Annotated in this window: 18 protein-coding genes; 11 read left to right on the top strand and 7 right to left on the bottom strand. The window is 54.1% G+C overall.

Annotated elements, in window-relative coordinates; genetic code table 11:
• Positions 1–299: 299 nt before the first annotated feature.
• Positions 300–548, bottom strand: a complete 249-nt coding sequence (locus tag RJT48_RS15970) for a HalOD1 output domain-containing protein (protein ID WP_123622867.1) — start codon at positions 546–548, stop codon at positions 300–302.
• A gap of 120 nt (positions 549–668) precedes the next feature.
• Here RJT48_RS15970 and RJT48_RS20650 point away from each other — a divergent pair, with 120 nt between their 5' ends.
• Positions 669–932 (top strand): helix-turn-helix domain-containing protein, encoded by a 264-nt coding sequence (locus tag RJT48_RS20650; protein ID WP_345784757.1) that lies wholly within the window; start codon positions 669–671, stop codon positions 930–932.
• A gap of 357 nt (positions 933–1,289) precedes the next feature.
• Here the strand turns inward: RJT48_RS20650 and RJT48_RS15965 are convergent, their stop codons facing one another.
• Complete coding sequence (locus RJT48_RS15965) at positions 1,290–1,751, bottom strand: hypothetical protein (protein WP_123622871.1); 462 nt, start codon at positions 1,749–1,751, stop codon at positions 1,290–1,292.
• A gap of 244 nt (positions 1,752–1,995) precedes the next feature.
• Between RJT48_RS15965 and RJT48_RS15960 the strand changes: the two genes are divergently transcribed.
• Positions 1,996–2,403 carry a hypothetical protein gene (locus RJT48_RS15960; RefSeq protein WP_123622873.1) on the top strand — a complete coding sequence of 136 codons (408 nt, stop codon included), beginning with the start codon at positions 1,996–1,998 and terminating at the stop codon, positions 2,401–2,403.
• A gap of 16 nt (positions 2,404–2,419) precedes the next feature.
• Here the strand turns inward: RJT48_RS15960 and RJT48_RS15955 are convergent, their stop codons facing one another.
• Together RJT48_RS15955 and RJT48_RS15950 are read right to left on the bottom strand one after the other, a co-directional pair.
• Positions 2,420–2,860 (bottom strand): TRAM domain-containing protein, encoded by a 441-nt coding sequence (locus RJT48_RS15955; protein ID WP_311173336.1) that lies wholly within the window; start codon positions 2,858–2,860, stop codon positions 2,420–2,422.
• Between the two features lie 46 nt (positions 2,861–2,906).
• Complete coding sequence (locus RJT48_RS15950; RefSeq protein ID WP_311173335.1) at positions 2,907–3,482, bottom strand: DUF8170 family protein; 576 nt, start codon at positions 3,480–3,482, stop codon at positions 2,907–2,909.
• A 132-nt stretch (positions 3,483–3,614) separates the two neighbouring features.
• Here RJT48_RS15950 and RJT48_RS15945 point away from each other — a divergent pair, with 132 nt between their 5' ends.
• The 5 genes from RJT48_RS15945 (at position 3,615) to RJT48_RS15925 (ending at position 12,638) form a co-directional block, all read left to right on the top strand.
• Positions 3,615–4,046, top strand: a complete 432-nt coding sequence (locus RJT48_RS15945) for a helix-turn-helix domain-containing protein (RefSeq protein WP_311173333.1) — start codon at positions 3,615–3,617, stop codon at positions 4,044–4,046.
• Positions 4,047–4,281: 235 nt separating this feature from the next.
• On the top strand, positions 4,282–5,298 hold the full coding sequence (locus tag RJT48_RS15940; RefSeq protein ID WP_311173332.1) for a hypothetical protein: 1,017 nt from the start codon (positions 4,282–4,284) through the stop codon (positions 5,296–5,298).
• A 9-nt stretch (positions 5,299–5,307) separates the two neighbouring features.
• Positions 5,308–7,140, top strand: coding sequence for a hypothetical protein (locus RJT48_RS15935; protein ID WP_311173331.1), 1,833 nt, complete (start codon positions 5,308–5,310; stop codon positions 7,138–7,140).
• 51 nt (positions 7,141–7,191) lie between these two features.
• A complete protein-coding gene (locus RJT48_RS15930) occupies positions 7,192–9,780 on the top strand; it encodes a PD-(D/E)XK nuclease family protein (protein ID WP_311173330.1) in 2,589 nt (862 codons plus the stop codon).
• Positions 9,777–12,638 carry a UvrD-helicase domain-containing protein gene (locus RJT48_RS15925; protein ID WP_311173329.1) on the top strand — a complete coding sequence of 954 codons (2,862 nt, stop codon included), beginning with the start codon at positions 9,777–9,779 and terminating at the stop codon, positions 12,636–12,638. Before RJT48_RS15930 ends, RJT48_RS15925 begins: the two co-directional genes overlap by 4 nt.
• 477 nt (positions 12,639–13,115) lie before the next feature.
• Here RJT48_RS15925 and RJT48_RS15920 read toward each other — a convergent pair whose 3' ends face one another.
• Together RJT48_RS15920 and RJT48_RS15915 are read right to left on the bottom strand one after the other, a co-directional pair.
• Complete coding sequence (locus tag RJT48_RS15920; RefSeq protein ID WP_311173328.1) at positions 13,116–14,282, bottom strand: AAA family ATPase; 1,167 nt, start codon at positions 14,280–14,282, stop codon at positions 13,116–13,118.
• Positions 14,275–16,029, bottom strand: coding sequence for a DEAD/DEAH box helicase (locus tag RJT48_RS15915; protein WP_311173326.1), 1,755 nt, complete (start codon positions 16,027–16,029; stop codon positions 14,275–14,277). The genes RJT48_RS15920 and RJT48_RS15915 overlap by 8 nt, the downstream gene beginning before the upstream one ends.
• A gap of 154 nt (positions 16,030–16,183) precedes the next feature.
• Here RJT48_RS15915 and RJT48_RS15910 point away from each other — a divergent pair, with 154 nt between their 5' ends.
• Both RJT48_RS15910 and RJT48_RS15905 read left to right on the top strand, forming a co-directional pair.
• Positions 16,184–16,756: a hypothetical protein gene (locus RJT48_RS15910; protein ID WP_311173325.1), complete on the top strand. Its 573-nt coding sequence runs from the start codon at positions 16,184–16,186 to the stop codon at positions 16,754–16,756.
• Between the two features lie 55 nt (positions 16,757–16,811).
• Positions 16,812–20,027, top strand: coding sequence for a DUF499 domain-containing protein (locus RJT48_RS15905; RefSeq protein ID WP_311173324.1), 3,216 nt, complete (start codon positions 16,812–16,814; stop codon positions 20,025–20,027).
• A 39-nt stretch (positions 20,028–20,066) separates the two neighbouring features.
• Here RJT48_RS15905 and RJT48_RS15900 read toward each other — a convergent pair whose 3' ends face one another.
• Complete coding sequence (locus RJT48_RS15900) at positions 20,067–21,164, bottom strand: Shedu immune nuclease family protein (protein WP_311173323.1); 1,098 nt, start codon at positions 21,162–21,164, stop codon at positions 20,067–20,069.
• Positions 21,165–21,278: 114 nt separating this feature from the next.
• Between RJT48_RS15900 and RJT48_RS15895 the strand changes: the two genes are divergently transcribed.
• Positions 21,279–23,951, top strand: a complete 2,673-nt coding sequence (locus RJT48_RS15895) for a DUF1156 domain-containing protein (protein ID WP_311173322.1) — start codon at positions 21,279–21,281, stop codon at positions 23,949–23,951.
• A 252-nt stretch (positions 23,952–24,203) separates the two neighbouring features.
• Entirely contained in the window at positions 24,204–26,333 is a 2,130-nt protein-coding gene (locus RJT48_RS15890; protein ID WP_311173321.1) for a DUF262 domain-containing protein, read from the top strand.
• The last annotated feature ends 48 nt before the right edge of the window (positions 26,334–26,381 follow it).

Below are 26,381 nucleotides of genomic sequence, written 5' to 3'. Positions count from 1 at the left end.
CGCCAATGATGAGGCTAACTCCGACAATAAACGGAAGTGATACTTCGATAAAATCCACGACAAGGTTGTTGGTATCAGTTATCGCGCGACCCAGAGTAAGTAACAGAAGGACAAACCCAAGGACAGTGACCGACCACTGGCTAGCCACGCGATACACCAGGTTCATTCTTATATAATACGACTTGGTGACCACTTAACAGACGTGGTCACCGGGTTTTCGGTGCATTCGTCGATCAACATAGGTGTGCGCGGATCGTAGCCGGATACACCACTTAGCAGGCAACCGACTACTGTGGCTCCTATTCTTCCGATTCGTCGGTCAGAACGTCGACGCTGTCCGGTGTGACAGCCAACCGGATTCCGTCGACCGTAAACCGTACTTCTACGTCTCCATATGGCGCGTTCACGAGCTGGTCAAGGGCGTCAACGTCGACGTAATCCTGGAGATGGAAGGCGTCGGCATCGAGCCCACGCGCCTCCAGCGTCTCAATAATATCGACAAGGAGATCATTCGGCTCGGCCGGGCTGTCCACTGGTGAAGAACTCATCTGTACGCTCAGAATGTCGGATGGCAGCCGTTTAAAGGTTTGTAGTCAACTACAGAAGCGGTTAGCTTTGCTACTTGACGTAGCGCGTTCGAGATAGCGTCGGCGCAACCACAAGCGATTATGCGCTTTGATGCTGACTGGATGTCTCGCGCTGATGATCGGATTCTGGAACATCTCGCTGAAGAGGGCCCCGACACTCCCAAGGAAATGGCAGATAGCGGTCGCGTTCGCTTTTCTCGCCAACACATCAACGCTCGCTGCAAAACGCTAGTAGCCTACGGGCTTCTTGTCCACCTCGGTAACGGTGTCTACGACATAACCCGAGAAGGGGAACAGTACCTCAATGGCGATCTAGACGCTCGAGAATTAGTACGTGAAGGATAAATTCCCTCTTCTGGAGCTTGGAGTCAACAGGGCAGCGTAATTCCGAGTGGTAACTAGGTTGAGGAACGATTCCAATGCGAGTCTCATATAGAACCTCCTACGGAACAAAGTGGAATATGAGCCTACAGAGAATCGGTGACGACAGGTGAAGCTGGCCTTGCGATGCGAACGTTAGATAACGGAATCACCATAGATGAGAGGCAGTCGGTTCCGTTCACACCAGAGTCCAACAGTATTTTGAGCGGCTTGCACCCGTAGACCGCTTCGTTCTAGATAATGCGTCTGGATTCTCCCCTGTCACACAGGAATATGCCCAGAATCGCCGGATACAGATCATCAAGGTTCGCACATAGTACGCTAATATCCGCACTCTTCACACTCCCACCGGTACCCCTCACTACGTCTTTTATCACTAACCGGCACTTGTAGAGATCCGCATCGGTAGCACTCATCAAAATTATCCTCGGGGAACGCCTCCTCGAATTCGTCTATACAAGCCTCTAACTGCCGTCGTCGTGTGGATTTTCTAAACCATTCGTTCGAGTCCAAGATTCTCTTATCCAGTTCGTTTGCCTCCTTCCGCCAATCCGCTAACGATTCTAAGAACTCATCTATCGAGCTACTCTCTTCGAGATCCTCAATACAGTCCTCTATGGCTTTCCGTTTTATATCTGGTTCTGCGCGTTCACGGGCAGCATCCCAACTCCCTTTGTAGAAGCTGTCTTGCTGTTCTTTAATTTCCTCAGGTCTATCCTCCAGTTCACCAGCTTCCTTACGCCACTCCTGACAAAGAGAGTCTACGACATCCGATACACTCATATCAAGAACTGTGTTTTCAAATGAAATAAGAATCCGGGTGAAAATACTGCTCTACCCTGACTAGGCGAAGACTGCTAACTCCGGTGACTCCAGCTCCTATTCGCAGGCTTCACCAGCAAATAAATCGTTCTCGTCGATGAGAAATACCTAATCGATCCTCTGGAAGTGTGATGAATTGTTTTGAGGGATACTGCTTGATGAGGGGAGAACACTCAATTATTCATGGTATCTATTACCATGCGGAATGGCGGCATTCTACCGAGGCGGCGAGGAACGGGTCAACGTCTTTGAGGTCGATGAGAGGTATCTGTTCAAGCATTATTTTGACAACGAGGAGGTGTTCGATCGCCTCAAGCACTACTACAACAACCAGCATTATCGCTTCGAGGTCCCTCCGGACGAATTTACCCAGCTCCGATCGTTCCTCAGTGATCAAGGATACGGGCTAGTCATCGTCGATACGATCGAAGAATTCGTCGTCGTGGTGCAAAAATACACGACCCATCCCGACAACATCTTTAAACAGTCCGTGATCCAGCGCAGCGTCAGTAACTACAATTGTTTCTTGCTCACAGACCAAGAAGCGGTCGAACAGGCAACCCGTGACCACGCGACTCGGCTCATTGACACCGACCTAGCCAATCCATTCTAAACGTGAAACAACAGAATCACAGCGTTCGAGGATCCGGCTCAACGATACTGGCAAACGCAACGTTCTGTTGCACCTGTTCGATCTCGACAGTCGGTACCTCACCGGGCTGAGCCTCCGGAACAATCACGACGTACCCGCGGTCCACCTTCGCGATGCCATCCCCCTGGTCGCCAACCGTCTCAACCGACACGTCTCGAATTTTACCCTCCTCAACGGGTGGCTCAGGAGAACCGTGTTCACCGACAGCTGAGGAAGATCCTGACGGCGAATCTGAAAGATGGGACTCGGATCGGGCTGTTGTAGCCTCGGCTTCGAGAACGGCGATTCGATACGTCTCACCGGGCTGAATGGCATCGTGACGCACCTCATTCTCTGGAATCTCGAATGTGTAGCTCTCATCGTCGGACTCAATAGTCGCAGTAAATACCGAGCGAAGTGTGTCAGGGATCTCGACCATCACGAGAAGATTCAGCGTCCGACGCAAATAGTCGTTCCTCACGTCGTCAGTCGGGCGCATAGGCGTCCGCCACACCATCGCGAAGTTCCTCGGGCGTCGTCCATGTGTATGCACGATCAACACGATCCATCGAAAGGAGGTAGTGTGCGAACATCCCGTCGTAGGCCGCGTACTGTTCCTCCTCAGTCTCGTAGGTTCGATAAAACGCTCGCGTCCGATCCCGATAGGTCGGCTGATCGATGTAGCCCGCTTCCCACGCGTGCCCGCCCTGGGAGTGTTCGTATACCCCCACGATATGATCCGCGTAGCTGACCAACAGCTTGAATTTCGACGTGAAGAACTCCGAGACATCCAGAATATCATCCATCAGGAACGCGTCGACGCCATCATCTGAGTTCGAGGCAGCGGCATCACTCGCGAGTTGGTCGCGAACGGCTTCCAATCTGGGTCGCTCCTCCTCATCGTAGGAACCGAGAACAAAATAGGATGTGTTGTCGATGAACCGTCCGAGGTCCTCGTGCATCGCGGTCTGGATCGCCTCGACCCGCTTGGGTGTGAGCGTCTCGCCCGGCTGGTCACCCAATTTGTCGATGACGGCACGGGTAGCGTCGTCGTTGGCCATACTGGGCACCAGTCACTACCGCCACCTAACGGTACGGAAATACGACCGGAAGTGGAATACGCAAGCACTCTGACTACCACTTCGAGTTTCGCCGAAATGGTTATGCGGCCGGGGGGCAAACACTGATACACAATGTCCCGGCCTGACGCCACCCCGCTCACGCCAGCCGAGAACGCGGCCGGCCTCGATCCGATCGCAGCGTTGAGTGTCCTCGACGACACGACCCGCGCGAATATCATCGGGACGATTGTCGGTCACCCGAAAGGCGCGCCCTCGAAGAAGGAACTCGAATACTACAACCCGAGTATCGCAGCGTCGACGCTCACCGACCACCTCATCCGGCTGGAGGAAGTGGGACTGATCGAGGCCATCGAACGAGATCGTGAAGGGCTCGAACGGGGTCAGCCGTACCGGTTCTTTCAGCTCACCGACGCCGCCCGCGAGCTGTTCGACCGGAACAACCTCTTCGAGCCCGACGCATACCGAGAACTGTTCGCTGAAGTCGAGAAAACAGACGAAATCAAGGCCGCCGAGGGCGTCGAGCGGCCGAACGGACGGAACTGATACTCACCTCGGGGCGTACGTTTTGCCAGACGGAGAACTCGACATCCAAGAGATTCCGGAAGCGTAACCAGCGCAAAGCCGCCAAGAGAGATCAGTCTCGATTTCGATTCAGAACAGATGAATCGTAACAGAAGGCACGCCTCAATTCCATCCTCCGAGGCTGTGTGAGATTGTGGTCACAATATGTCATCTTCTCCGATAGACATTTGACCACGGCTATTATTGAATTACAAAAATGGTGGATGTCGAGTCTGTTGCCGTATTCAGTTGCGAAATGGGTGAGGAAATCGAAAAACCGACCCCGGATCTTGTTGGCACGCTTGATGAAGACGATCTAGTTACTGACGCTGGTGCAGAAGCCGAGCGGATTGTCGCAAGTATGCTGCGGGACACACTTGGGCGACGTTACAATAGTGACGACACGAAGAATGCTCGCAACCACATCTTCACGGATGCTGCTCGTAGTGCATCGGTAAACCTTGAGGGTGAGGACCGTACGACTGTAGAATTACTCGAAAGAGTTCGAGATGGGAGTGACATCGAAAGTGTTGGAGAGTCTCTTTCCCAGCTCTACCTTAATGAAGCACGCTCTGTATCGGATCTTCTCATTTATACTCAATTTAGCGAGTACGACGACACCTTCGCTGCGATTCTAAAGACTCCCTACTTAGAAGGCGCTCACGAAATTGACCTCGACCACGAAGACACAGAAGCAGTATTCACCGAAAACGAGCGCGTTATCCAAGAAGAGACGGACAAAAGCGTCGTCTATCCTAAGTACGACAAATACGAGGAGCTAATTGACGAAGATAGTGCACAGCTGTATCAGGAGGGAGGGGCACAACACTACGCCAAGTATTGGTACGGGTTCCTGAATCTCAAAGCAGCTCCGCATCCGGACGAACTAGTTGAGTCTGCAATCAAGCAACGTGCCAGCGAAAATGAAACCTCGGCTGCTTATTCCACGTATCAGGACTTCACTGATGGGGGCCCAATTACGTTGGATGATGCCGATGGAACGGAGGTAGACGTTGATCAGGGAGACGTTAGTGTTCGAATTGCAGGGAAATCGATCCGTGTATCAATAAGTGAGTTGCGTGAAAGTGATAATGTCCAACTCGCACGAGACGGTGATCAGTTCTATATGCTACTGTCTGACCTACAGCCAGAGCTCACAGTCGGAAGTGGGAATGGGAAGCGCTCCTTAGTAGACGACCTGTCTAATGTTCCTGACATCCGAGACCTGTTCTAGCCTATTCAAATGACGCCTCGTGAGTTCATTCAAAGGATAGTCGCAGTTTCGAGTACCGGATCAGTCAATGATGAAGCCATCTCTAATCTCTCGATAAATACTGAGGCCAGCTCTCTGTCCGAGGGCACATTCAAAAATCTATTCGAGGCTTGGGATTCGTTTCCTGCGTATTTTAGCGGATTTCGCTTGATAGCTGATGATCAGCGGTTGTTCGAATTGTCTGGGAGAGAACTCAGCGTAAACGACGAAGGTCTAGAGGCGCTCGCAGACCGCGATCTGGATCCTGCCGTCGACGTAGATTTTTATCGCCGAGGGTTTGACCGGTACTATCCAGATGAGATCCGGAACGCTGCTGGCTTGCTTTATGAATTTGCATCAGAACTCGACGATGCGAACACTACCGTCACCATCGAACTTGGCCTTCAGAAGGGACGAATTGCTTCGGACCTCCTCAGCGAGGAGTTCTCCTCCGGATTAAACTTGAATCCTCTCCTTTGGTGGTCGCCATCGGATTTGTTCAGATGGATCGGAAGTCACAGCCCACATGAGGTTGCTGCTGAGCTATTCGAATACGAATCCTTCCCTGTATTTCTCTTTCTTCAGGATGCTCCTGATGAGGTCTTTCCCGTTACAATGTGGACCGCGAGTAGCGTTGAAGAACTCCCAAAGGAGGAGCTTGAGGAGGCTGCCGACCAGTACTTTGACTCTATGTCTGCTTCCCGAAAGTTCACTCACTGGCGTGGAGACCTTTCACCAATCCACCCTTCGATAGTTGAGGGTCTTTGGGAAACCTGCGATAGCGAACAAGTTTCTTCTCTCTATGCATATTCTCTCTTAGGAGTTCTCTCCGCAGCTGTTGACCGTGACGGTCAGACGATGCAGTTCCAATTCTCTAGTGAACCTGAATTCAACCCCCGGATTGATTTGTCTGAGCAATGTGCAGAGTGGGGCAAGAGTGGAATCTGTGCGATTAGAGACCTTCATCAATCGTTTGAAGCTGAAGAGAAAAAAGACGCATTTCGAGATCTCTGGCAGCTGGCGATAACTGAACATTGTCGAGGTACGGAGCGTGGCATCGAGATGCTCCCAGAGGTCATTGAAGACATTAAATCGAGTTATCAGGACCTCCAAGTATCTGCTGTCGAAGAAAATTTCGAGGCTCTAAGTGATGTACTTGAAGACACGCAGACATTGATGGCTGGATTGACTGAGAGGCTTTCGTCGGCAGCCAATGAAACCTCTCAAGATATCCAACGGTTGACGTTCACGCTCCTTGGTGCAATCGTCGCGAACATCTTCTTAGTACTTCGATGGAGCGACCGAGATCTGGTGCCACCGTTTTCGATTTTTGTTCTTATTGTGATTGTTGGGTTCTACCTCCCCCTCATTCAAGGGAGAATTGAGGATCTGGACGACACAATCACTGAGGTGAAGAACGACTATGATTTCTATGAGAAGCACATCCGCCGGTTCAACAAGGATCTATTCCGGTTTGGTGATCTGGAAGACCGGAAATCAGCATACGTGGGGTTAGCTGAAACGCAACGTCAGCGGGCACAAACCCAACTTCGAAGGGTTTTCTACGCTTTACTCATCGTCTGGTGCGGATTGGCAATCTGGTCTGGGTTTGCATTTTCGTTCGGACAACCGCAGTCACTTGCGTTAGCGGTCTCTGGTGTAGTGCTTGTAATCCTTTCTTTTGCTCCCACTGATGGACCGTTTGGCCACAGTGGTTACGACTATTTTAGCAGAGGAGCGGCAATAGTCACTCTCATCATCATCTCTCTTTCGTTCGTTTACCCCCTACTTCCGTTATCTATCGGAATCATCCCGAACTTCTGATTAGACTGTTCCGACGACACATTTTTGAAAGCCACCTGAGTTTGCTAGTCCGTGTCAATTACACGAGCGAAATCTATCGATTCTCTCTACGAGGAATGCAAGGATTTCGACCTTGTGCTCGTGCCGGATGCGCCGATGGCGAGTGCCCTGAACAGGCGTCTTGACCAACCTCACTTCGGGCCATTCGCGATCACACCACGGCGCCTGGCTGCCCGACGCCGAGAACAGGCCGAGGATCGACTCGCGTTCCTCGAAATCATCGAGACGACTGATCTCAACTGGAAGGAGGCGTCCTATGCGGTCGGGAACATCCTCCAGTGCTGGGAGTACCAGGGAACGGCTGACGCTGTTCTGGACTACGAGCAGTTCGCGACGACGGCAACGCACACTGCTGTCGACTGTATCGCAGAGATGGACACGACGTCTAACCGTCTCACTGAGTACAGTATCGAAGCCGACGCGTCGGTCGCTGTCGTCGGCTTCAAGCAGCTTACCGAACTCGAACGCTCGATCCTTCCCCCAGACTACGAGACGATCGACCCGTTCACCGAGGAGTCATTCGACCATCCATCGTTCCGCATTCTCGACTCACCGGCCGCAATCGTCGACGCGGTCCTCGATACGGTTACACCGGAGAACGCCGACGACGTGGCTGTCGTCCTCGATGCAGCTAGCCAATATTCCTCGCTCATTGAGTCGGCGCTGGAAGCTGCAGAGATTCCATACTACGGTGGTCCGGGGTTCAATGACGATACTCGTCACCGTGCATTTCTACAGCTCCTTCGAAGTGCCCACGCTGGCCGGGATACGCGAGTAGGCGACGTTCGACCACTCCTCACCCAGCTCGGGATGCCCATCGACATTGAGCACGACGAGAAGCGTCTCTACGACCTTGACCGCCCGGAAGTAGACTGGATCCTTGAGTTCCGTGATGAGATTCGTTCCCGCACATTCGAGGAGGCCATCGACAAATACGAAGCAGTCACGGACGCCACAATCGACGCCTTCAGAGAGGAACTCGCGACGCTCGGCCTCCTTGACGACGCCGTCACCGAACCGGCAGTTGACCGTCTCGAGTTCTATCTACAGTCGTACGAAGTGCCTGTGGATCGGGAGAACGACGGTGTCCTCTTGGCGGATGCAAAATCAGCCGCTCACGTCGACCGTGCCGTCGTGTTCTATCTCGGCCTCGACGAAGGTTGGACACATTCGTCGCCTCGTCGCCCGTGGGTCGACCGAGATCAGGAGTTCGAGCGGAACATCCGTCAGTTCCAACTCCTCCTGCAGAACGGCGTCGACCAGTACTACCTCGTGCAGGACACCGCCGGCGGAACGCCCGTCACCCCGTGCCTATACTTCGAGGAACTGTTCGACGAGGAGTTTGACCGATTCAGTGACTTGGACTCACTGCGGCACTCACGGGCGTCTCGAACGACACAGGACGGATTCGAAAAAGAACCACTCGATGTCTCCCCCGAAGAAGTCACCGCACTCAGCCAATCGAGCCTGAACACCTACGTAAACTCACCCCGCGACTACTTCTTCAGTCGACTCGTCGACAACCCGGACAAGGACCACTTCAGGGAAGGGAACCTGTTCCACGACTTCGCGGAGTTCTATGTCTCGCATCCGGACGCCATCACGTCTGATACACTCGACGATGTAGCCGCAGTGATTCTCGACGAAGTCGACCCGTTCCTCCGGGGCGTCGACCGGGAAGTCCGACTCACCAAGTACCACGTTGGTCTCCAGACCATCGTCGAATTCCTCGATGCAAATCCGCCTCACGGTGACGGCCTGGTGACGCCTGACGGTGGTCGGGGAGAGAACTTCTTCGCCGAGTATTACGACCGCCCCATCGATGCGTCGCACACCGAACGCTGGTTCGAGAACATTGATCTCGGGTTGAAGGGCAAGATCGACCTCGTTCACAGCCCGACCCGACTCCTCGACTACAAGAGTGGCTCAAAGAAGTCAGCATATTCGATTGTAAAGCATTCGGCGCTTGGTCCACCGAGCGACAAACCGAACTTTCAGGCGTTGCTGTATCTCGCTCACCAGCGGACTGAGCACCCGGATGAGGAACTGCGATTCACGTTCTTCCACTTCCTCGAAACGCTTGACGATGTGGTGACTGGGGGTGGTTCTCTCGAGGACTGCCTCACGACGGTGACCTACTACCCAGTCACCTACGAGGAATATATCGCGAGTCCAGCTGTCTTCACCGAACTGCAGGAAGACGCCGCGAACGACTGTAACAAGACCTTCTCGAAGTCGACATTTGAGGTCTACCAAGCGGTGTTGGATGCGTACGAGTTCCCGGACATCAGTGATAATGACGAACTCATCGAATCCGAGTTCGGCGAGGCGCTCACAGAGCGACTGATTGCTGATGTTGGGGACTACAAGTACGTAAAAAATGGCTGCAAGCAGGCCCTGAGACACTTGCTCCGTATTCGCAACCAGAACTATTTCACCGGCGACGTGGACGCCTTCGAGCAGTTCGTCCAAGATCGCCTTTCGCAGTTGAACGACCGTCGTGCCGGTGATGAGCGCTTCCCGGTTCAGGGACTCGGTGGCGATCCAAACTATCGGTACGTGGACAACCGCGATTGCATCCTGGAAGGTGAGTCACGATGACTGTACCAAACGACCAACAGCAAGACCTCATCGATAGCAAACAGGGAATCCATGTTGTCGACGCCGGCGCAGGGACTGGAAAGACGTTCACCGTCACCCGTCGCTACGCCGAAATCATCGACCAAGACGATGTCGAACCTGAGGACGTCCTCCTCGTGACGTTCACCAACAACGCGGCGACGGAGATGAAGGACCGAATCGTCGCCCACTGTGACTACGGGATGCGTGAACTCTCGGAGGCACCGATACAGACGTTCCACAGCCTCTGTCACGATATCCTCATGGAGCACGGCTTCGAGGCACCGACGCTCCTCGGCCTCGACGATCGCATCACTGGGTCCACACGTGTCCTCGAAGACGAAAACGTCGAGAAGGCGCAGTTCCGCGAGTTCATCCGTCGGTTCAGCGACGACCACTCCGAGTACGACGACTTCTTCCGCGCCGTCGAGGAACCCGTCGAACTCCTCGGGTTAATCAATCAGCTTGCGGCGAAAGGTGTCTTCCCAACGGCTGATGGCTGGTATCGCAACGGCGAACGGTATTTGGACGGTGATTTCGAGGCGTTCCGCGAGATCTTCGACGAGCTGAACCAGCCCCGTAACGACGGGAACAAGCAGTCGAAGCTTCGCTCGAAACTCGGAGGCTACGGGGACGACAAGTGTTATCTCCCAGACGCGCCCGAGGAGGACGAGATCCGTGGCGGATGGGGTGAGAAGCAGGTTCCTGATAGCGTCGCACAGCTGGTGTTTGACGAACAGCGGGAGGAGCTCAAGAACTTCGTTCACGACGTCTACCACGAGTACCTTGAGTTCGCACTCAGTCGGAACTATCTCAACTTCAGCTTCCTCCAGCTGTTCGCGTTCGTCCTGCTCTGTGACGACCACCGACTCCGCAACGATGTCGCGTTCGAGTACGTGATGATCGACGAGTTCCAGGACTCTAGCGAGATCCAGTTCAAACTCGCTCTCCTGCTCGCGAACACGAACAACGTCTGTGTCGTTGGTGACTGGAAACAGAGCATCTACTCGTTCCAGTATGCTGCCGTCGAGAACATCACTGAGTTCGAATCCCGGTTGGATCGGTTCGTTGACGAACTCAACGAGGATCACGAGAGAGTCTCGTGGGCGACTCGCCCGATCATCGACATAGAGCTCGTCGAGAACTACCGGTCGACGCAGGACATTCTCGACTTCTCCGAGCACAGCCTGGTGACTCCCGCGGCGAGCACGGATGACGTCGACGAGACGGCCGTGCGAGATAGAATTGTGTCACTCTCATCGAACGCATCGCACGAGAACTCTCAGATAGAGGCGATTCAACACGAAGACGAACACGAAGCCGTTCTGACCAAGATTCAGGAGATCGTCGGGAACGACGCGTATCAGATCGAGGAGGATGGGGAACTTCGTCTGCCAGAGTACGGTGACATCGCCGTCCTCACCCGAACTCGTGACTTCGGCCGAGAACTCCTCTCTGTCGCCGAGACGTATGGGTTGCCGATGGCATACGAAGGAGGCATCGAGTTGTTCCGGTCTGACCCGGCGAAGCTTCTCTTGGCGTGGCTGCGAATTCTCGAATCCGACGCGGAGCGAGGATGGGCAGTCGTGCTTGAGGAAACTGGCTACACGCTCGACGAGGTCAAACACGTCCTCGATAGCGAGGAGTACCCCACCAACATGCAGGCGTTCAAGTCGGAGCTTGCGGCCCTGGAGACGGTCGGTGGGGTTGCCCAGCGTGTATTCTCCCAGTACGACTACGACGGGGCCTACGCCGACGTGTTGCTGACGACGATTCAGTCCGTCCACAGCGCGACGACATTGACACGAGGTGACCTCATCCGATTCATCGAACGCGGCATCGAGGACGGAAGCACCCACGAGGTCCACGCGAGCGCCGGTATGAATTCGGTGACGGTCCAGACCATCCACGCGGCCAAGGGACTCGAGCACCCCATTGTCGTGCTTGCGAACATGAACTCCCATTGCTTCCCACCGTCAGGCGGGAACAGTAACGCGATCACGTTCGACGATCCGATTGGACTACGCCAGCGAAAGCTCTACGCCGATGATCACGGGTATCCACATATTCACGACAACTGGCGGACTGACGTCCTCCGGAAGTGTCTGCCGCGTGGATACGACGAAGAGCGACGCTTGCTCTACGTCGCGATGACGCGGGCTGAGAGCCATCTCGTGTTCGCTGCAGGCGAGAGCCCGAACACGTTCATTGAAGAGCTCCCGGTTGACCTCGAGGAGCTGGAACCCAACGTTCAGGAAGACGATATCGACGAGACGACGCAGGCACACTTGCAGATTTCCGTGCCAACGCCGGACGGCCCGGTCGGACACTCGCCGCACACGCTTATGCGCGACGATGTGTTCGAGGACGTCGACGACGGAAGAGGGACCGCGTTCGGAACGCAGACCCACGAATTCGCTGAGCGGTACGTACTTGAGGGGGACGTCGAACCCTCGAACGACGACGAGCGTCACATCAAGTCGTTCCTGGACTCCCTCGATGGAGAATTCCGAGTCGAGGAGGATGCGTATCTGCCACTCACCGTCGACGGCGAGCAGGTCACCATCTCAGGAATCGTCGACCTCGTTCACCTTCGTCCCGATGCCGTCGAGATCATCGATTTCAAAACCGACCTTGGGCGGCACGCCGAGGATGAGTATCGGAAGCAACTCAGCGTGTACTATCACGTGCTGAATGAATGGTTCTCTGGTCGAGAGGTGACCGCAGGGATCTTCTATACTGCACAAGGGGTCCGTGTTGATATTGATCCACTATCGAAAACGGACCTAGTCGCGCTGATTAGTCAAGAACAACGTTCGGAAGCCAGCGTTGTCGAGTAGTCATACCGCAAATCCAGACATCTCCTTGAACATAACCGAAATTCGTTCGGGGCAAGTTGTTCGGCGGCAACGGATTCTTCAGAGCAGGGAAGAACATCCGCGCACTTAACACCGACCGAGATGAACTGAGGCTGCTTGTTACTTGTCTGGTGCCATGCATGCGTTTATACGGTAGAAGAGTCAAAATTAGGTTGACCAATGAGTCTTGATGAGGCGGTTGAAGAAGCGCTCGCGACGTACAATATGTCGCGCAGCGAAGAAGCCGAGGAAACGGGCCGAACAGTCGCCACACTCCAAGACTAACAGCGCCACTTCGTCGAGGTTTCGAATCTTTTCAGCAAATTCTCACTTCGGTAGCCCTGGCGTTGCCTTCAGTTCCGGATATCCAGCTCGTTCGGCGGCTTCCTTGACGAATCAGTGTACTAGCTCTATTCGCTCCGCGGCTTTGCTCTATTGAACTATCGAGGGGTCGCCGTATCACCGCTCTTTGGTACAACTCTGGCATTTGAGTCCATCTGAAATCGTTTGAAGCGGGTTGCGTTCGGTGAGTTCCCGTTCACACGACGAACATCGAACAGTATCGGCTACACCGATCCCACTCCCGTATCCGAGAGTAACGGTTTGATGGATGCTACCGTCGATAAGTTCGAAATCGATTTCGCCTCGCTCGTACTCAACTTCCGTCAGAGTAAGCGGTGTGACCTGCACGTCGAGTGAGTGCCGCTCTCGGATTTCTCGTTGTCGATTGGGAAATCCACTGTCACGGCGCTCCTGTAATTCGTTGAGCGTATCGTCGAGTTCCTCGTACTCCGATTTGAGTTCTTTCCGTTCTCGCAACGCCTGGACGCGTGAATCCTCGTCTCCTGTGTTGATCTTCTCACTCAGTTCGTTGATTTTCGACGACAGGTTCGAGTGTTCTTCCTGTAGCTCCTGGATACGCTGTTGTTGCATCTGACGGTACTCTTCAACTTCTGAATCTGCCGCACGCGAGGCTTCTCGATGAATGTCGTCGAGCTGCCCCTGTACGCTTTCCAGCAACAGTTCCCGGGCTGTTTCGAGGAGAGGCCGCACATCTGTCTTGGTCAGCTGTACAGCGCCACTAGTGGCCGTCTCGCTCTCTACTGTGGTGGTCTCGAGGAATGTCTCCGCCAGTTTTGGAAGGCTCTCCTCTGATCGCGTGTCTACAGCGACGGCGCGGAGAAGCTCTTGCTGGTATTCACTGACGGTCTCGATACCGACACGAAAGAGAACCACGATGGCTGTGCGGTCGTAATACGGAGTGAACTGTGCGCTCTGTACCTCGACAGAGCTGTTTTGGATCCATTCCGGACTCTCGATGTCAGATTCACTCTCTATCGACAGTTTGCCAGACGGCGATCGTTCACCCGCCTCACGGAGTAGCTGTTGAAAGAACGCACTCTCCGGATGCAGCCGTTTCGTTCTATCATCATCATCATCGTCTGGAGTACCCTCCCCCCGGATGAGTGTGTGTCTCCCGTGGGTGATCTCGGTGTCTATGTCATCGGGTACCGACACCAGCCAGTGATCGTCACTTCGCTCGATGGAACAGCCGATAGATTGGAGATACCGTTCTGTGAACTGCTCTATCACAGATTGCGTGACAGAAATCGAAGCGTCAGTCATCGCTTTCCCCCAGGTCGAATCCTTCGAACACGCCGCTATTGAACTCCTCAAGTTTGTCGGCAAGTTCGCGCTGTTCCTGGAGGTCAACTGCCATCGCATCGAAGTCGTTCTCAAGATCGACTTCGGAATCAGCGGCCACCAACCGTTCAAAGATCTCGTCTTCGAAGCTTGTCCCCGACTCTTCCAAGCGGCTCAGTATTGAGCTCAGTTCTCCGACGCTCTGCTGGAAGAGATCGATCTTGTGGTATAACCGTTCCAGTACATACTCTTCGACCGTATCTTTCAATGCCATATTGAAGATGAATACGTCTCGCTTCTGGCCGATCCGGTGTACGCGTCCGATACGTTGTTCAACGCGCATCGGATTCCACGGCAAGTCTAAATTGACTAATATATTGCAAAACTGTAGGTTACGGCCTTCACTCATAGCGTCGGTTGAGACGAGGATACCTCCCTCTTCTTCGAACTCCTCGACAATTTGCTCCTTCTCACTGCTTGAATGCCCGCCGTGGAACGCGTGTACTGTGTATCCCTCCGAGGCGAGTCTGGTGAGGATCTGCTGTTGGGTTGCTCGGAACTGGGTGAAGACGATGACTCTCCCCATCTCAACATTGTCGCGGGCTTCTTCGACGATATCCAAGAGGCGCTCCTGTTTGGTCACCGTATCGATCTCATCGATCAGATCTAAGATCGACTCCAGTTCGTCTGCGTGCGTTAGCTCCGACTGGTCGTAGAGTCGCTTCTCGATGGTCTTCTTGAGCGCGACCGGGCTGCTGACGACCTCCTTCTGAAGGAGCATCAATACGAGCTTTTGACCCTGGTCTTGACTGTACGCCCCTTTGACGTAGTCGGAGACTGCCTGGTAGAGTTCGCGTTCCTTCGGAGTGGGATCGAACGTCCGTGTGTCGATAGTCCGATCTGTGAAATCGATATCTGTGTCTTCCCGTCGGTTCCGGATCATCACTTTGTTCAACCGGTCCTGTAGCTCGTCTCGATTCACCAGTGTCTCCTGATTACTGTTCACGAAGTAGTGGTGGAAGACGTCGCGTGTGCCGAACAGCCCAGGGCGGAGTAGCGAGACGACGTTATACAGGTCAGTCAGTTCGTTCTGAATCGGCGTCGCCGTCAGGAAGAACGCGTAGTTGTAGGAAAGCTGGTCAATGAGGTCGTAACGGTCCGTCTCTTCGTTTTTGACATAGTGGGCCTCGTCGAGTACCAGAACGTCCCAGTTGCGGTCAAGAACCGTCTGACGATGTCGCTCGCTCTTCGCAGTATCGATGCTTGCAATGATGTAATCGTGGACGTCGAAATCTTCGAATTCGTCGTCGTAGTTGCAGACGAAGTCAAGACCGAATTTCTCTCGGAGTTCAGCCTGCCACTGTTTGGCCAACTGTGCAGGAGTGAGGATAAGGACGGATTCGTCTGTTTCACGGAAATGCATCTCTTTGAGAATCATCCCGACCTCGATGGTCTTCCCGAGGCCGACTTCGTCAGCCAGGAGTGCTTTTCCGTCCATCTCGAAGAGAGCCCGGTAGGCTGCATCCACTTGGTGTTCGAGAAGTTTGACGGCGTTCTCGTCTAACTCTTTCAGTGATCGGAGTTCTGAATCCGGCTGGCCTGCTTGCAGACGGACTGCCTGGATACTCTGCAGATGACTCCCATCAGTACCGCCCTCAGACAGCGAATCCAGAAGATCGTCAGCAGATTCGTGTGTGACCTCGATATCGACGAGGTCGTACCCGCTCATATGTTCGTAGAAGCAGGTGTGCGTGAAATACGTTTTGTGACTACAAATCAGCAACCAGGCAGCTGTGTCTCCATTTAGGAAGTGAAAATATGCAGCTGAACTCCCACCGAATCACTAAGTGGATGTGAAATAACATTAGGGTAGGTAATCAAAGATGACCCAGTGGGCCAGTCACTACTTAGAAATCCCCGAAGCAATCCGAAGTAACGATGCCCTTCAAACGCAGATCGCCGACATCATTCCTGGTCGCCCAATCTATGGAAAGAGGGTAGAAGGTGGCGACCGAGAACAAAATGCACGAGATATTCTCATCGACTTCTTTGACTGCGAAATTGAATATCAAGAGGCATACGAACGTGTTCTACAGGAGCTTCCACGGCGCGAATCGCCGCATTCACACGATAATAATACGTTTAGCAGCGATTGGAATGAGGCCTTGATTCGAATGCAAGCTGTTCGCTTCTACAACCACGGGGCATTTCTACAACTGAAGGAACTCGGGTACTCAGAATGTTATATTCCACATTCGCCACACGAAAACAGAGGGTCAGAGTGTACCAGGAAACTAGCTGGCGACACGTGGGAAATTGACCCGCTACTTGACCGATTGAAAGAACGGTATGATAACGAGAACTACGACACGCCCGTAACAATCCCTAGTCGGCCGAATTGCACCCACACTCCGATTCCTCCCGATATGGCTGAAGACGACTCACAAAGCCGCTGAATTCGCGGGACCATAGTGTTTATTGGGTGCCACTGAGGTTTGTTTAAGTATCAAGATGGCACAGACGGGATCCTTACCAAATACGCTCGAAGACACGGTGACCCTCAGCCGCGAGCTTCGGGAAGAAGGACAGATCGATGGGCAGGTAAAACTCTACAATGTTGACGACGACGACGAGTTCGAGTCTGACGCAGCACTCTTTTTCGAACGGACGCTGATGACTCAGGGCCTTCGAGAGGCCCTCTCGATTCTTCGTGATTCCTTGACTGGGGACGACCCGCGAGGCACGCACATCCTCTATGGCCCGTACGGCAGTGGGAAGTCTCACCAGATGGTGGCACTGTACCACTGTTTCGACGATCCCGACGCCGCGGGTGCGTGGGCAAGTGATTCGGTTGAGGGGTTCGACGCTGCGCTTCCGGAATCGGCGACGCCGATCACGGTTGCGATGCAGAACGAACAGTACGAGTACCTCTGGGAACCGTTCTTCGAGGCGCTTGATTACGATCCTGGGACGTTCGAGTCGGGTGGCTATCCCGATATGCAGACGATTCAGGAGGCCGTCGGCGACACCACTGTCGCATTCTTCGTGGACGAATTGGAGGACTGGTTTGATACGCTTCAGGGTGATCGAAAGAGCGCAAACAAGGCATTCCTCCAGTCACTGCTCGAATCGACCGCGCTCTCGGAACTCGAACTCTACACCATCGTCTCTGTGCTCCGCGAAGGATCTGAGGTTCACGACATTCTGAATCGGGAACAGGCGGTCGAGGTCAACATGAACAACCAGGTGGACAAGCGCGAGGTCCTGCGCCACCGCCTGATCGACTCCGTAAACGAGAGTGCGGCCCGCGAGATCGTCAACGGGTACTTCGACGCGTATGACCAAGCAGACGGGCACGTCGATCTCCCCGACGACTTGCTGTCGGAGATGCACGATCTCTATCCGTTCCACCCTGTGCTTCTGGACGCCCTTGAGACACGTTACTACGCCGATGAGGGCAACCAGAACACGCGCGGGATGATCTACCTCTTCTCGAAGGTCCTCTTGCAGATGCAGGATCAGACGGACCTGATCACACACGGAGACATCGACGCCATCGAGTTCGAGGACGAACTGGCGAAGATCAACTACGAACGACTGAACGCCGCTACCGGTGACATCAAAAGTCGTGTTGACACGGATGAAGTGCCCCACGGTCGTCGCATCCTGAACACGATTCTCCTCTACTCGTTGAAGCCGAGCGAAGGCGAGGGTGCGGAGGTGTCGGAGATCGTGATGGGTGCCTACCAGACAGGTGACCTCGTTTCCGACGTCGTCCTCAACCTCGAACGATTGCACGGCGTTGCATGGCATCTCCACAAGCTGAACGGGAAGTACGCCATCCGTGACCGGCAGAACCCCAACGCACTCATCCGGAACGCAGCTGTGGATGTGTCGGAGACGTCGGCGAAGGCCGAGATCGCGGACTTCATCACGGATATCTTTGGTTCGAACGCGCACCCAGTCGGGTTCCGGACGAACGATATGCGGGACATTCCGGACGACCGTGAGGTGAAGGTCGTCGTGAAGGACGGCCAGTGGACCCAGGACGAGGTGAAGAAGGTCATCACGAACGACGGTCGCGGACGCGAGTGGCGCAACACACTCGTGTTCGTCCAGCCCTCGGGGGACAAGGCCATCGAGTCCGGAACACGGTACATCGACAAGGCACGGTATATCGAGGGCGCGCGACAGGTACTCGCCGATGAGTCTCTCGACGACGAAATCCGTACATCGATTCGCGGTATGATGGAGCAGGAGGAGAACGAGCTCCGTGAAGAGCTTCAACTCCTGTACGGCGATGTGATCGACGGGGACAATCTGATGGACGACGACGAGTGGGCGAAGGTGGAGCCGATGGACCTCGATGTCTTCGTCCTTGACGAGGCGGAACTCGACGCCTCGAACATTGCGGACTCTGCGGCAGCTGACCCGTTCGACCTCCAGTCGCACGTCTGGGACATCGCCGAGGACCTTCTAGAGCGACGTGGAGAAATCTCGGTTGAGGACATCTACGAGCAGTTCCTCCGTGACCCGGAGCTCCCGATTCCTGGCAGTGCCAACGACGTGTTGAACGCAACTGTCGAAGCGCTCGACGGCAAGCCGGTACTCGCCCGTGATACTGGTGGGTTCCGTGACGACCTTTCCGGAAGCTCGCTGGACACTGTGCTCGTTCAGCAGGATGATGTGGACGTGTGGGGCGTCGATGACGCCGAGCAGGAGCTCCGCCAGCGCTTCGGGAGCGGGACGACTGCGCTCGACATCGGAGACTTCGAACTGGAACTCGTTGAGGACGGCGAGATCTGGATCGACGGCGACAGTCACGACGTTGTGATGCGGGCTATCGGCCGGCTCGCCCGTGAGGACCAGTACGTTATCGTAAAAGGGAACGAGATCCTCGACAAGCCACAATCCGACGCGACGCTCCGTGACGTCGGCGGTGCAGAGGTCGTCGGTGCGTCGTCCCTCGTGGACCGTATCGAGGAGCATATCAACGACGACGGGTATGCGAATCTCGACACAATTATCGGAGAGGTTCGGTCGGACGAAGCGGTGTTCCTGCCGCCGGACGAGACCGAATCGGTTGCTCGTGAGGCGGTCAACGAGTTCCTCGTCGACGACTACGTGCTGGAGGCCGGCGGTCGGTATCTCGGATCGCTCGGCGACCGGGAGCCGACGACAGTCAAGATTGTCCCGACGGTATCCGACCGAATCGGTGACCAGATTCTGGCGTACATCGAGGACTTGGAACCGGGTGACCAGTTCACCGTCAACAAGGTCACCGACCGCTTCGATGACAGCGTCACCGAGTACATGGTGCGGACGTTCCTGCTGGAGAACATCGGGAAGGACGAGGAACCGGAGTACGTGGTCAACACAACCGGGTCGGACAAGGCCACCGACTGGGTGCCCGGCTATCCGTTCCGGAAGGCTGACACGGAGGCTGATACGTGGCGCTTCGAGTACAACGGCGACGACGTCGCTGCGATGCGGAGCAAGTGGCGGAACAACCACCAGACGGGGAGCGTTGAGTACGGCGACGTCACCTTCATGCTGCCCGACAGGGAGGGTGTTCCCGGTGCTCTTCAGGGGACCGCCGACGTCGAGCGGACGCAGGTCAGCTTGACGTTGCGGTCCGAACAGGACTACACGAAGGTGCAGGACCTCTTCGAGCGGATGCCGGAAGAGGCGTCGAGCCTGAAGATCGAGATCAGCTTCCAGAAGTAGATGCGCACCCTCGCGTAAAAGGAATTAGTTCGTATGCGCTCACTCAGAATCCGTATCAATTGATTTCGTTGGTAGGTCTGTATCGCCTTCATATCTGTTGACCATTCTGGCTCCTAACTCTGCAACGTCAGAGAACGTGTAGACCGTTATTCTGTTAAGATGGCTGTTAAGAACCCGCAGCGATTCGCGTTTTTCTTCAGTTAAGCAATCTCCAATAACAATCATACCTCTCGGCTTTAATACGTGTATTCCATCTTCATGATGGATCTGAGCCTCATTTGATTCGATTGAGTGAATATAATCTTCGACCTGTGCTATTGCTCCAGAAAGTTCTGAACTAGCCTTGTATGTATCATGAGACGAGTCTTCCACAAGAACTCTCTTCTCAGGTGTCTTGATCTCAATTATATCGTAATATCCGTCAACGGACTCCATACAGAAATCGACCTCATCACCTTTAGTTAGCTCTCTTATATCCAGTCTCTGGGTATACTCGTGGCCAAATAACCAAGGGTTTTCCTCAAAGAATTCCTGATACTTTTGCTCCGACTCTTGCCCCTCTATTAATTCACGATATTGCCCGAGTTTACTTTTTGTTCTAGCGTGTTTGATAGCGTATTCAGCTTTCACAGCTTCTTTTTCGACGGTATCGTCTGAGAGATCAAGATCGGAAGGCTCTACGTTCATCTCATTGATACTACCAATAAGATTCATCAGTACATTTTCTACACCAGACTCACAATTTTTGATTGCTTGTACTGCAGATGCCGCCGCTTCCGCAGAGGGCGAGTCTTTGCGGATGATGACGTGTTCTCCCGATTCGAGACCTTCAAGATCATAAAGATTATCCAAAAAGCCAAGAAGTCTAATCACCTCCTCTTTTTCGCAATCAAACCGGGTCTCTTCCTCCTTTTCAAGATACCGTGGCCTCCCCGGACGAGCTTTCCAAAATGATATTATATATCGTTCAGGATCTGAATCGTCTTTGCCATCAATAGAAAACACATTGAGTGATTTGTATGTTCTGGGCCCGCTCTTGATGGGATAATGTGCAATGTGCGTAAATGGACCACTATCTCCGTGATTTACTTCAATATGGTATGTTTCTCCATCATCAAACTCCTGTTCAATTTCCATATGCGTAACCGTCACTACTTTCACATAAAACTCACCTCCTTGGAACTAATCAGAAATCAGGCTCAGACTGTACACTTATATGACTCGTCCCTCTCCTCTGTGGTATACTGAATAATGTCTGAGCAATCTGGATCTTCACAGGGTCGGCAGGAGCGCACGGAACTCCCAATCGAGCGCGGGTTCCCCATCGAGCGCGTGAACGAGATTGCCGAGAAGGAGGGCCGGGCAAAGATGTACTACCGCCCCATCTACACGATGCACAAATGGTGGGCGCGACGCCTGGGTTGTGTTTTCCGCGCGATCTCTCTCTACACGCTGCTGGACGACCCCGAGAAGGTCTCGGTGTTCGAGCCCGGCCACGAGGGTAGCACACTGGCGTCGTATGGCGACGACGACGACGGCGAGTCCGACCTCGATGTCGCGTCGCTGCTCGAACGCGTGGACATGACTGACCCGGAGAGCCTCTGGGAGCTCTACCCGAAGGACGTCCGGGTCGAGGACAAGAAGATTCTCGACCCGTTCATGGGTGGCGGCACATCGCTCGTCGAGGCGTCACGGTTCGGCGCTGAGGTCGTCGGCAACGACCTAAACCCGGTCGCGTGGTTCGTCACGAAGAAAGAACTCGAAGCCGGTCAGACCGACGTCGAAGACCTCGAAGAAGCCTTCGAGCAGGTAAAAGAGGACGTCGCCGACGAGATCACGCAGTACTACAAGACGCCCTGTCCGAACGGAGACCACGACGCCGACGTGATGTACAACTTCTGGGTGAAGGAATTGGACTGCGTCTCGTGTGGCCATACGGTTCCGCTGTTCAGAGATTACCGTGTTGCTGCAGGCCGTTACGAGAACGACGACAAGTACAATGTTCATTGTCCGGATTGTGGAGCGGTGACGCTAGTAGACGATTGGCAGTCAGAGAGTGTGTGTGACGACTGCGGACATGGATTTGTCCCGAAGGAAGGAAACGTCTCGCGGGGAGGGAAGTACAACTGCCCCGACTGCGGGCAGAAGTACGCGATTACAGATGCGATTCAGGAACAAGGTGGGTACGACACCCGCCTATATGCTGTGGAGTATTATTGTGGTCATTGTGACGAAGCGGGAGAAAAGAAGAGTTCACATAAGGGGTATAAGCAGGCTGAGAAAGGCGACATAGAACTGTTTGAAGAAGCCCAGCGCGAGTGGAGAGAGAACAAAGAACTACATGATTACGTTCCTGACGAGAAAATCCCAGAAGGCGCAATAACCGCAGCTTCGTCTGTAAGTGGTAACGACGTATTCCAACATAAATACGAAGACTGGACAGATATGTTTAACGAGCGCCAGCTGGTTTGCCACTCTAAATTGTTGTCATCGATCAGTAATGTTGGCGACCAAAATGTCCAGGAATACCTTCTGCTCGCATTTACTGGGATGCTCCGAACAAACACGATGATGGTCGGATATGACCAGGGCTATAATAAGGTTATCAACATATTCAAAAATAATTCCTTTGATCCCCCACAAACACCTTGTGAAGGTAATGTTTGGGGTGCTGAGTTCGGAAGAGGGACTTTTGAATCTATCATCGATCTAGTGAAATCCGGTATCGAATATGCGAGGGAACCTACTGAGCGTTATGTTCAGGACGGTGAAACAGTCGAGACTGCAGAATTCTCTAAGCCGATTGGCGAGAATGTAACTCTCCACCAGGGCGACATGCGTCGTCTTGATTTTGAAGACGAGTTTGATGCGGTCATCACCGACCCACCATACTACGACAATATCATCTACTCCGAGGTCTCTGACTACTTCTATGTCTGGCAGAAAATCCTGCTTGAAGACAAATACCCAGGATTCGACCAAGACAAAACACCGCGCGCAGAGTCCATAGTCACGAATCCTTACTTAGACAAGACTGCGGAAGACTTTGAGTCAGAACTTGGTCAAGCATTCTCGGTAATCAAACGGGCACTCAAGGACGATGGGTCGCTCACGTTCACTTACCACCACAGCGACTCAGAATCGTGGGGTGAACTCCTCGAATCGCTCTGTAATGTCGGGTTTGAGGTGACAGCGACGTATCCAATCACCGCAGACATTAACAAGTTCATCGGGGGTGAAGCGGTCTCCTTCGATATCGTTGTCGTTGCTCGGCCTATCGATGAAACCGAATCGGCGTCATGGAACTCCCTCCGCCGCGACATCTACCGTACAGCCCGCCGCACCCGGAAGCAACTTGAAGAGAACCGCGACCTCTCCCGTGGCGATATCGGCGTAATGGAGATGGGTGCGTGTTTCCGCGAGTACTCCAAGCACCACGGAAAGGTGCAGCGCGACGGCGAGATCATGACTGCGAAAGAGGTCGTCCAGGAGATCTACGGCATCATTCAGGAGGCCAGCGACATCGGTGTTGAGGACGTGTTCATCGACCTGCTCGACACATCGAACCCCTCGTTCGACGACGTCAATAAGCTCTGTCGCGGGACGAACGCCACCCCGGATGATCTCAAGGATACCTGCCTGTACAACCAAGATGACGGCTTTGAACTCGGAACTTGGGATAACGAGAAACGAAGGGCGTACATTGAGGAGCGCGTCAACGGCGACGGTGGCGACCATCTCTCGGACCTCGACAAGCTCCAGTTCCTGCGGTACCGCTACGAGAAGGGCCAGGCAGTCCAGAACTACGTCGAAAAGTGGGACGTCGATGACGACCTGCGCGAACTCGCCGGTCGTCTCGCCGACGTGACCGGCGACGACACGTACACGCGGGTGCTCGGAGACCGAGATATCACGAGCTACTGACCCCGGTAACAGCTCTCCGTACCGTAGAATCGACAAATCGGTGCGTTTCCTGCGCCCACGTCCGTCTTCGACGCCTATTGGCTTGCACCCCAAGGCTTCTGGGACATGGTCACACAGGCTCTACGCAGCACCGTTGCGCTCGATAGTTGATTAGCCACGCCGTGAAATAGAGCTTTGGATGGGTGACCGAGGTACGCTGTTGGAGCGAATACCACCCCGGGAACTTTCTACCTCCTCCGAACACACGACCATATGGAATCGGGAAAGAAGTCGTTAGAGGAACTGACGACAGCAGGGGTGTTCCACGTTCCGGAGTATCAGCGCTACTACTCGTGGACTGAACCGGAGTGGGATGACCTCTGGACTGATCTCTACACGCTTCCGCCGGACAAACAGCACTACTTCGGGACGATCATCATCCAGAAGACGGACGAAACGGAAAGCGGTGGGAGTACCGGTGGCTACGGCTCTTCGAGAGAAAAGCCCATTAACCTCCTTATCGACGGCCAACAACGTCTCACCTCGCTTGCGCTGCTGGTTCGCTCGATGACGGAGTGTCTGGAGGAAATCGCACCGGAAACGGATCACGAGGCCGAGATACTCGCCGACGTCGAAGAGATGCGCGAGACACTTCTCGTTGAGGACAACATCTATCAGCTTCAGCTTCTCGACGAGGAGGACAACAAGTACCTCGAATGGCTACTCACGGGCCACGACGTTCACGAACCGGACCGCCCGTCTCAGCGGAAGATGATCGAGGCGAAGGAATACTTCGACGACCAACTCGACGACCTCACCGCATCCCCCGATGTCGATCCCGTGGACGTCGCTACGGAACTCAAGCTACTCTGGGAGACCATCCTCGAACTTGAACTGATGGTGTACGTTGTTGACGCAGCCAATCCCGAGAAGGCGACGCTCATCTTCGATAGCGTCAACGACCGAGGTCGGTCGCTCTCTACGTTCGACAAGACGAAGTCGTTCCTGATGCGGATGGCATACCTCGCTGCGGATACTGAGAGCGAGGCCCAAGCGATCATCCGCCGAATCCGACAATCGTTCGGGGAGATGTACAACGACCACCAGACGATGCTGGAATCACCGTATGTCACCGATATTAGCGATGACGCAGTCCAGCGCTACCACTTCATTTCGTATTTTGACTGGTCGAACTCCGACGAATACAGTGATCCCGCCTTCCTTAGCGAGCTGAAAGAGCACATCCGCAAGCTTCGACAGGAAGATCCACGAGCGTGCTTGGAATATATCAAGGACTACACCAACAGTTTGGAACGCGGATTCAACGCGTTATCGAAGGTGTTAGACTGTACCGGTGATGACGAAATTTCGACCCTCGTTCAGCGAATACACCGCCTCCGTCACGCGACGAAGTTCTACCCGTTGCTCCTCAAAGCGTGGCCGAATCTTGATGACGATGGCAGGCGGGAGCTCCTGAACGCAATTGAGACGTACATCTTCCGCGTCTACTCGATTGGTAACCATCGAAGTCACACGGGTGAGTCCAGCCTCTACGTCCGCACGCGAAACATCAGCGAAGACAGTCCAGCCGATATCTGGGTGAGCAAAGTCGTCTCCCTAATGAACCGATACGAGGACGACTCGCAGTTCCGACGATCCCTTTCAGCCGCGGATCTGTACTCGAAAGCGAGTTCGCAGGACCTCCGTTATCTCTTCTACTTCTACAACGAACACCGAGCTGACGAGAAGGGTGAACGCGGTGGCCCATCGCTCACGGAAGCAATGAGCAACGAATACACGGTCGAACACATTTGGCCACAGAGTCCCGACGAACTACCTCTCGAGGATTCCGACGAGTACCCCAGTCCTGAAGCACGGTACGACGCATACATTGATCGACTCGGGAATCTCACGCTTGCGAGCCGACCGTGGAACTCGAAGTGGGGGAACGCTACATTCGAGACCAAGTGTAACGAGGGATACGTGGAATCGAAGCTCTGGGTGCAATGGGATATCCAGAACGACTACGATGAGTGGTCCGTGGAAAACATCGAGGACCGCGAGGAGACGATAATCGACTTTGTCCTCGACGAATGGGCGACGCCCGAGACACGTCTTGGAGACGTCGAAGAGCCGGCGGACGCGATTGACCGGCTTACGAAGGAGGAACAGTTCGTTCTCAAGGCACTCCGCCAGAACACAGGTGGCGCGGTTCGTCGTGTTATTCACGGAGACGCGACCGAGCTTCCGGACTCACCATTCGATGAACCGAATTCGAACGGTACAGAACGAAATGAGGTCGGTTCGATTCTGAGCCGTCTCCAGAACGTTGGCCTCGCTGAGCAGAACAAGCATACCTGGTCGCCCACCGACGAGGCGCTTGGCATTGATCTCCCGACCTAACGCCCAACTACCGCGATCGGTATAATGCACTTCGACGCGTTAACTCCC

Origin of the sequence: Halobellus ordinarius, assembly GCF_031823395.1 — an archaeon.
Taxonomy (GTDB): domain Archaea; phylum Halobacteriota; class Halobacteria; order Halobacteriales; family Haloferacaceae; genus Haloquadratum; species Haloquadratum ordinarius.
This window is presented reverse-complemented; position numbering and strand designations above follow the sequence as displayed.

What these genes read in the sequence shown, in the direction of transcription:
- RJT48_RS15895 (WP_311173322.1), top strand. Translation starts at nt 21,279, where the DNA reads ATGTCTGAGCAATCTGGATCTTCACAGGGTCGGCAGGAGCGCACGGAA.
- RJT48_RS15910 (WP_311173325.1), top strand. Translation starts at nt 16,184, where the DNA reads ATGACCCAGTGGGCCAGTCACTACTTAGAAATCCCCGAAGCAATCCGA.
- RJT48_RS15900 (WP_311173323.1), bottom strand. Translation starts at nt 21,164, where the DNA reads ATGGAAATTGAACAGGAGTTTGATGATGGAGAAACATACCATATTGAA.
- RJT48_RS20650 (WP_345784757.1), top strand. Translation starts at nt 669, where the DNA reads ATGCGCTTTGATGCTGACTGGATGTCTCGCGCTGATGATCGGATTCTG.
- RJT48_RS15905 (WP_311173324.1), top strand. Translation starts at nt 16,812, where the DNA reads ATGGCACAGACGGGATCCTTACCAAATACGCTCGAAGACACGGTGACC.
- RJT48_RS15935 (WP_311173331.1), top strand. Translation starts at nt 5,308, where the DNA reads ATGACGCCTCGTGAGTTCATTCAAAGGATAGTCGCAGTTTCGAGTACC.
- RJT48_RS15955 (WP_311173336.1), bottom strand. Translation starts at nt 2,860, where the DNA reads ATGGTCGAGATCCCTGACACACTTCGCTCGGTATTTACTGCGACTATT.
- RJT48_RS15945 (WP_311173333.1), top strand. Translation starts at nt 3,615, where the DNA reads ATGTCCCGGCCTGACGCCACCCCGCTCACGCCAGCCGAGAACGCGGCC.
- RJT48_RS15940 (WP_311173332.1), top strand. Translation starts at nt 4,282, where the DNA reads ATGGTGGATGTCGAGTCTGTTGCCGTATTCAGTTGCGAAATGGGTGAG.
- RJT48_RS15920 (WP_311173328.1), bottom strand. Translation starts at nt 14,282, where the DNA reads ATGACTGACGCTTCGATTTCTGTCACGCAATCTGTGATAGAGCAGTTC.
- RJT48_RS15890 (WP_311173321.1), top strand. Translation starts at nt 24,204, where the DNA reads ATGGAATCGGGAAAGAAGTCGTTAGAGGAACTGACGACAGCAGGGGTG.
- RJT48_RS15970 (WP_123622867.1), bottom strand. Translation starts at nt 548, where the DNA reads ATGAGTTCTTCACCAGTGGACAGCCCGGCCGAGCCGAATGATCTCCTT.
- RJT48_RS15950 (WP_311173335.1), bottom strand. Translation starts at nt 3,482, where the DNA reads ATGGCCAACGACGACGCTACCCGTGCCGTCATCGACAAATTGGGTGAC.
- RJT48_RS15925 (WP_311173329.1), top strand. Translation starts at nt 9,777, where the DNA reads ATGACTGTACCAAACGACCAACAGCAAGACCTCATCGATAGCAAACAG.
- RJT48_RS15965 (WP_123622871.1), bottom strand. Translation starts at nt 1,751, where the DNA reads ATGAGTGTATCGGATGTCGTAGACTCTCTTTGTCAGGAGTGGCGTAAG.
- RJT48_RS15915 (WP_311173326.1), bottom strand. Translation starts at nt 16,029, where the DNA reads ATGAGCGGGTACGACCTCGTCGATATCGAGGTCACACACGAATCTGCT.
- RJT48_RS15960 (WP_123622873.1), top strand. Translation starts at nt 1,996, where the DNA reads ATGGCGGCATTCTACCGAGGCGGCGAGGAACGGGTCAACGTCTTTGAG.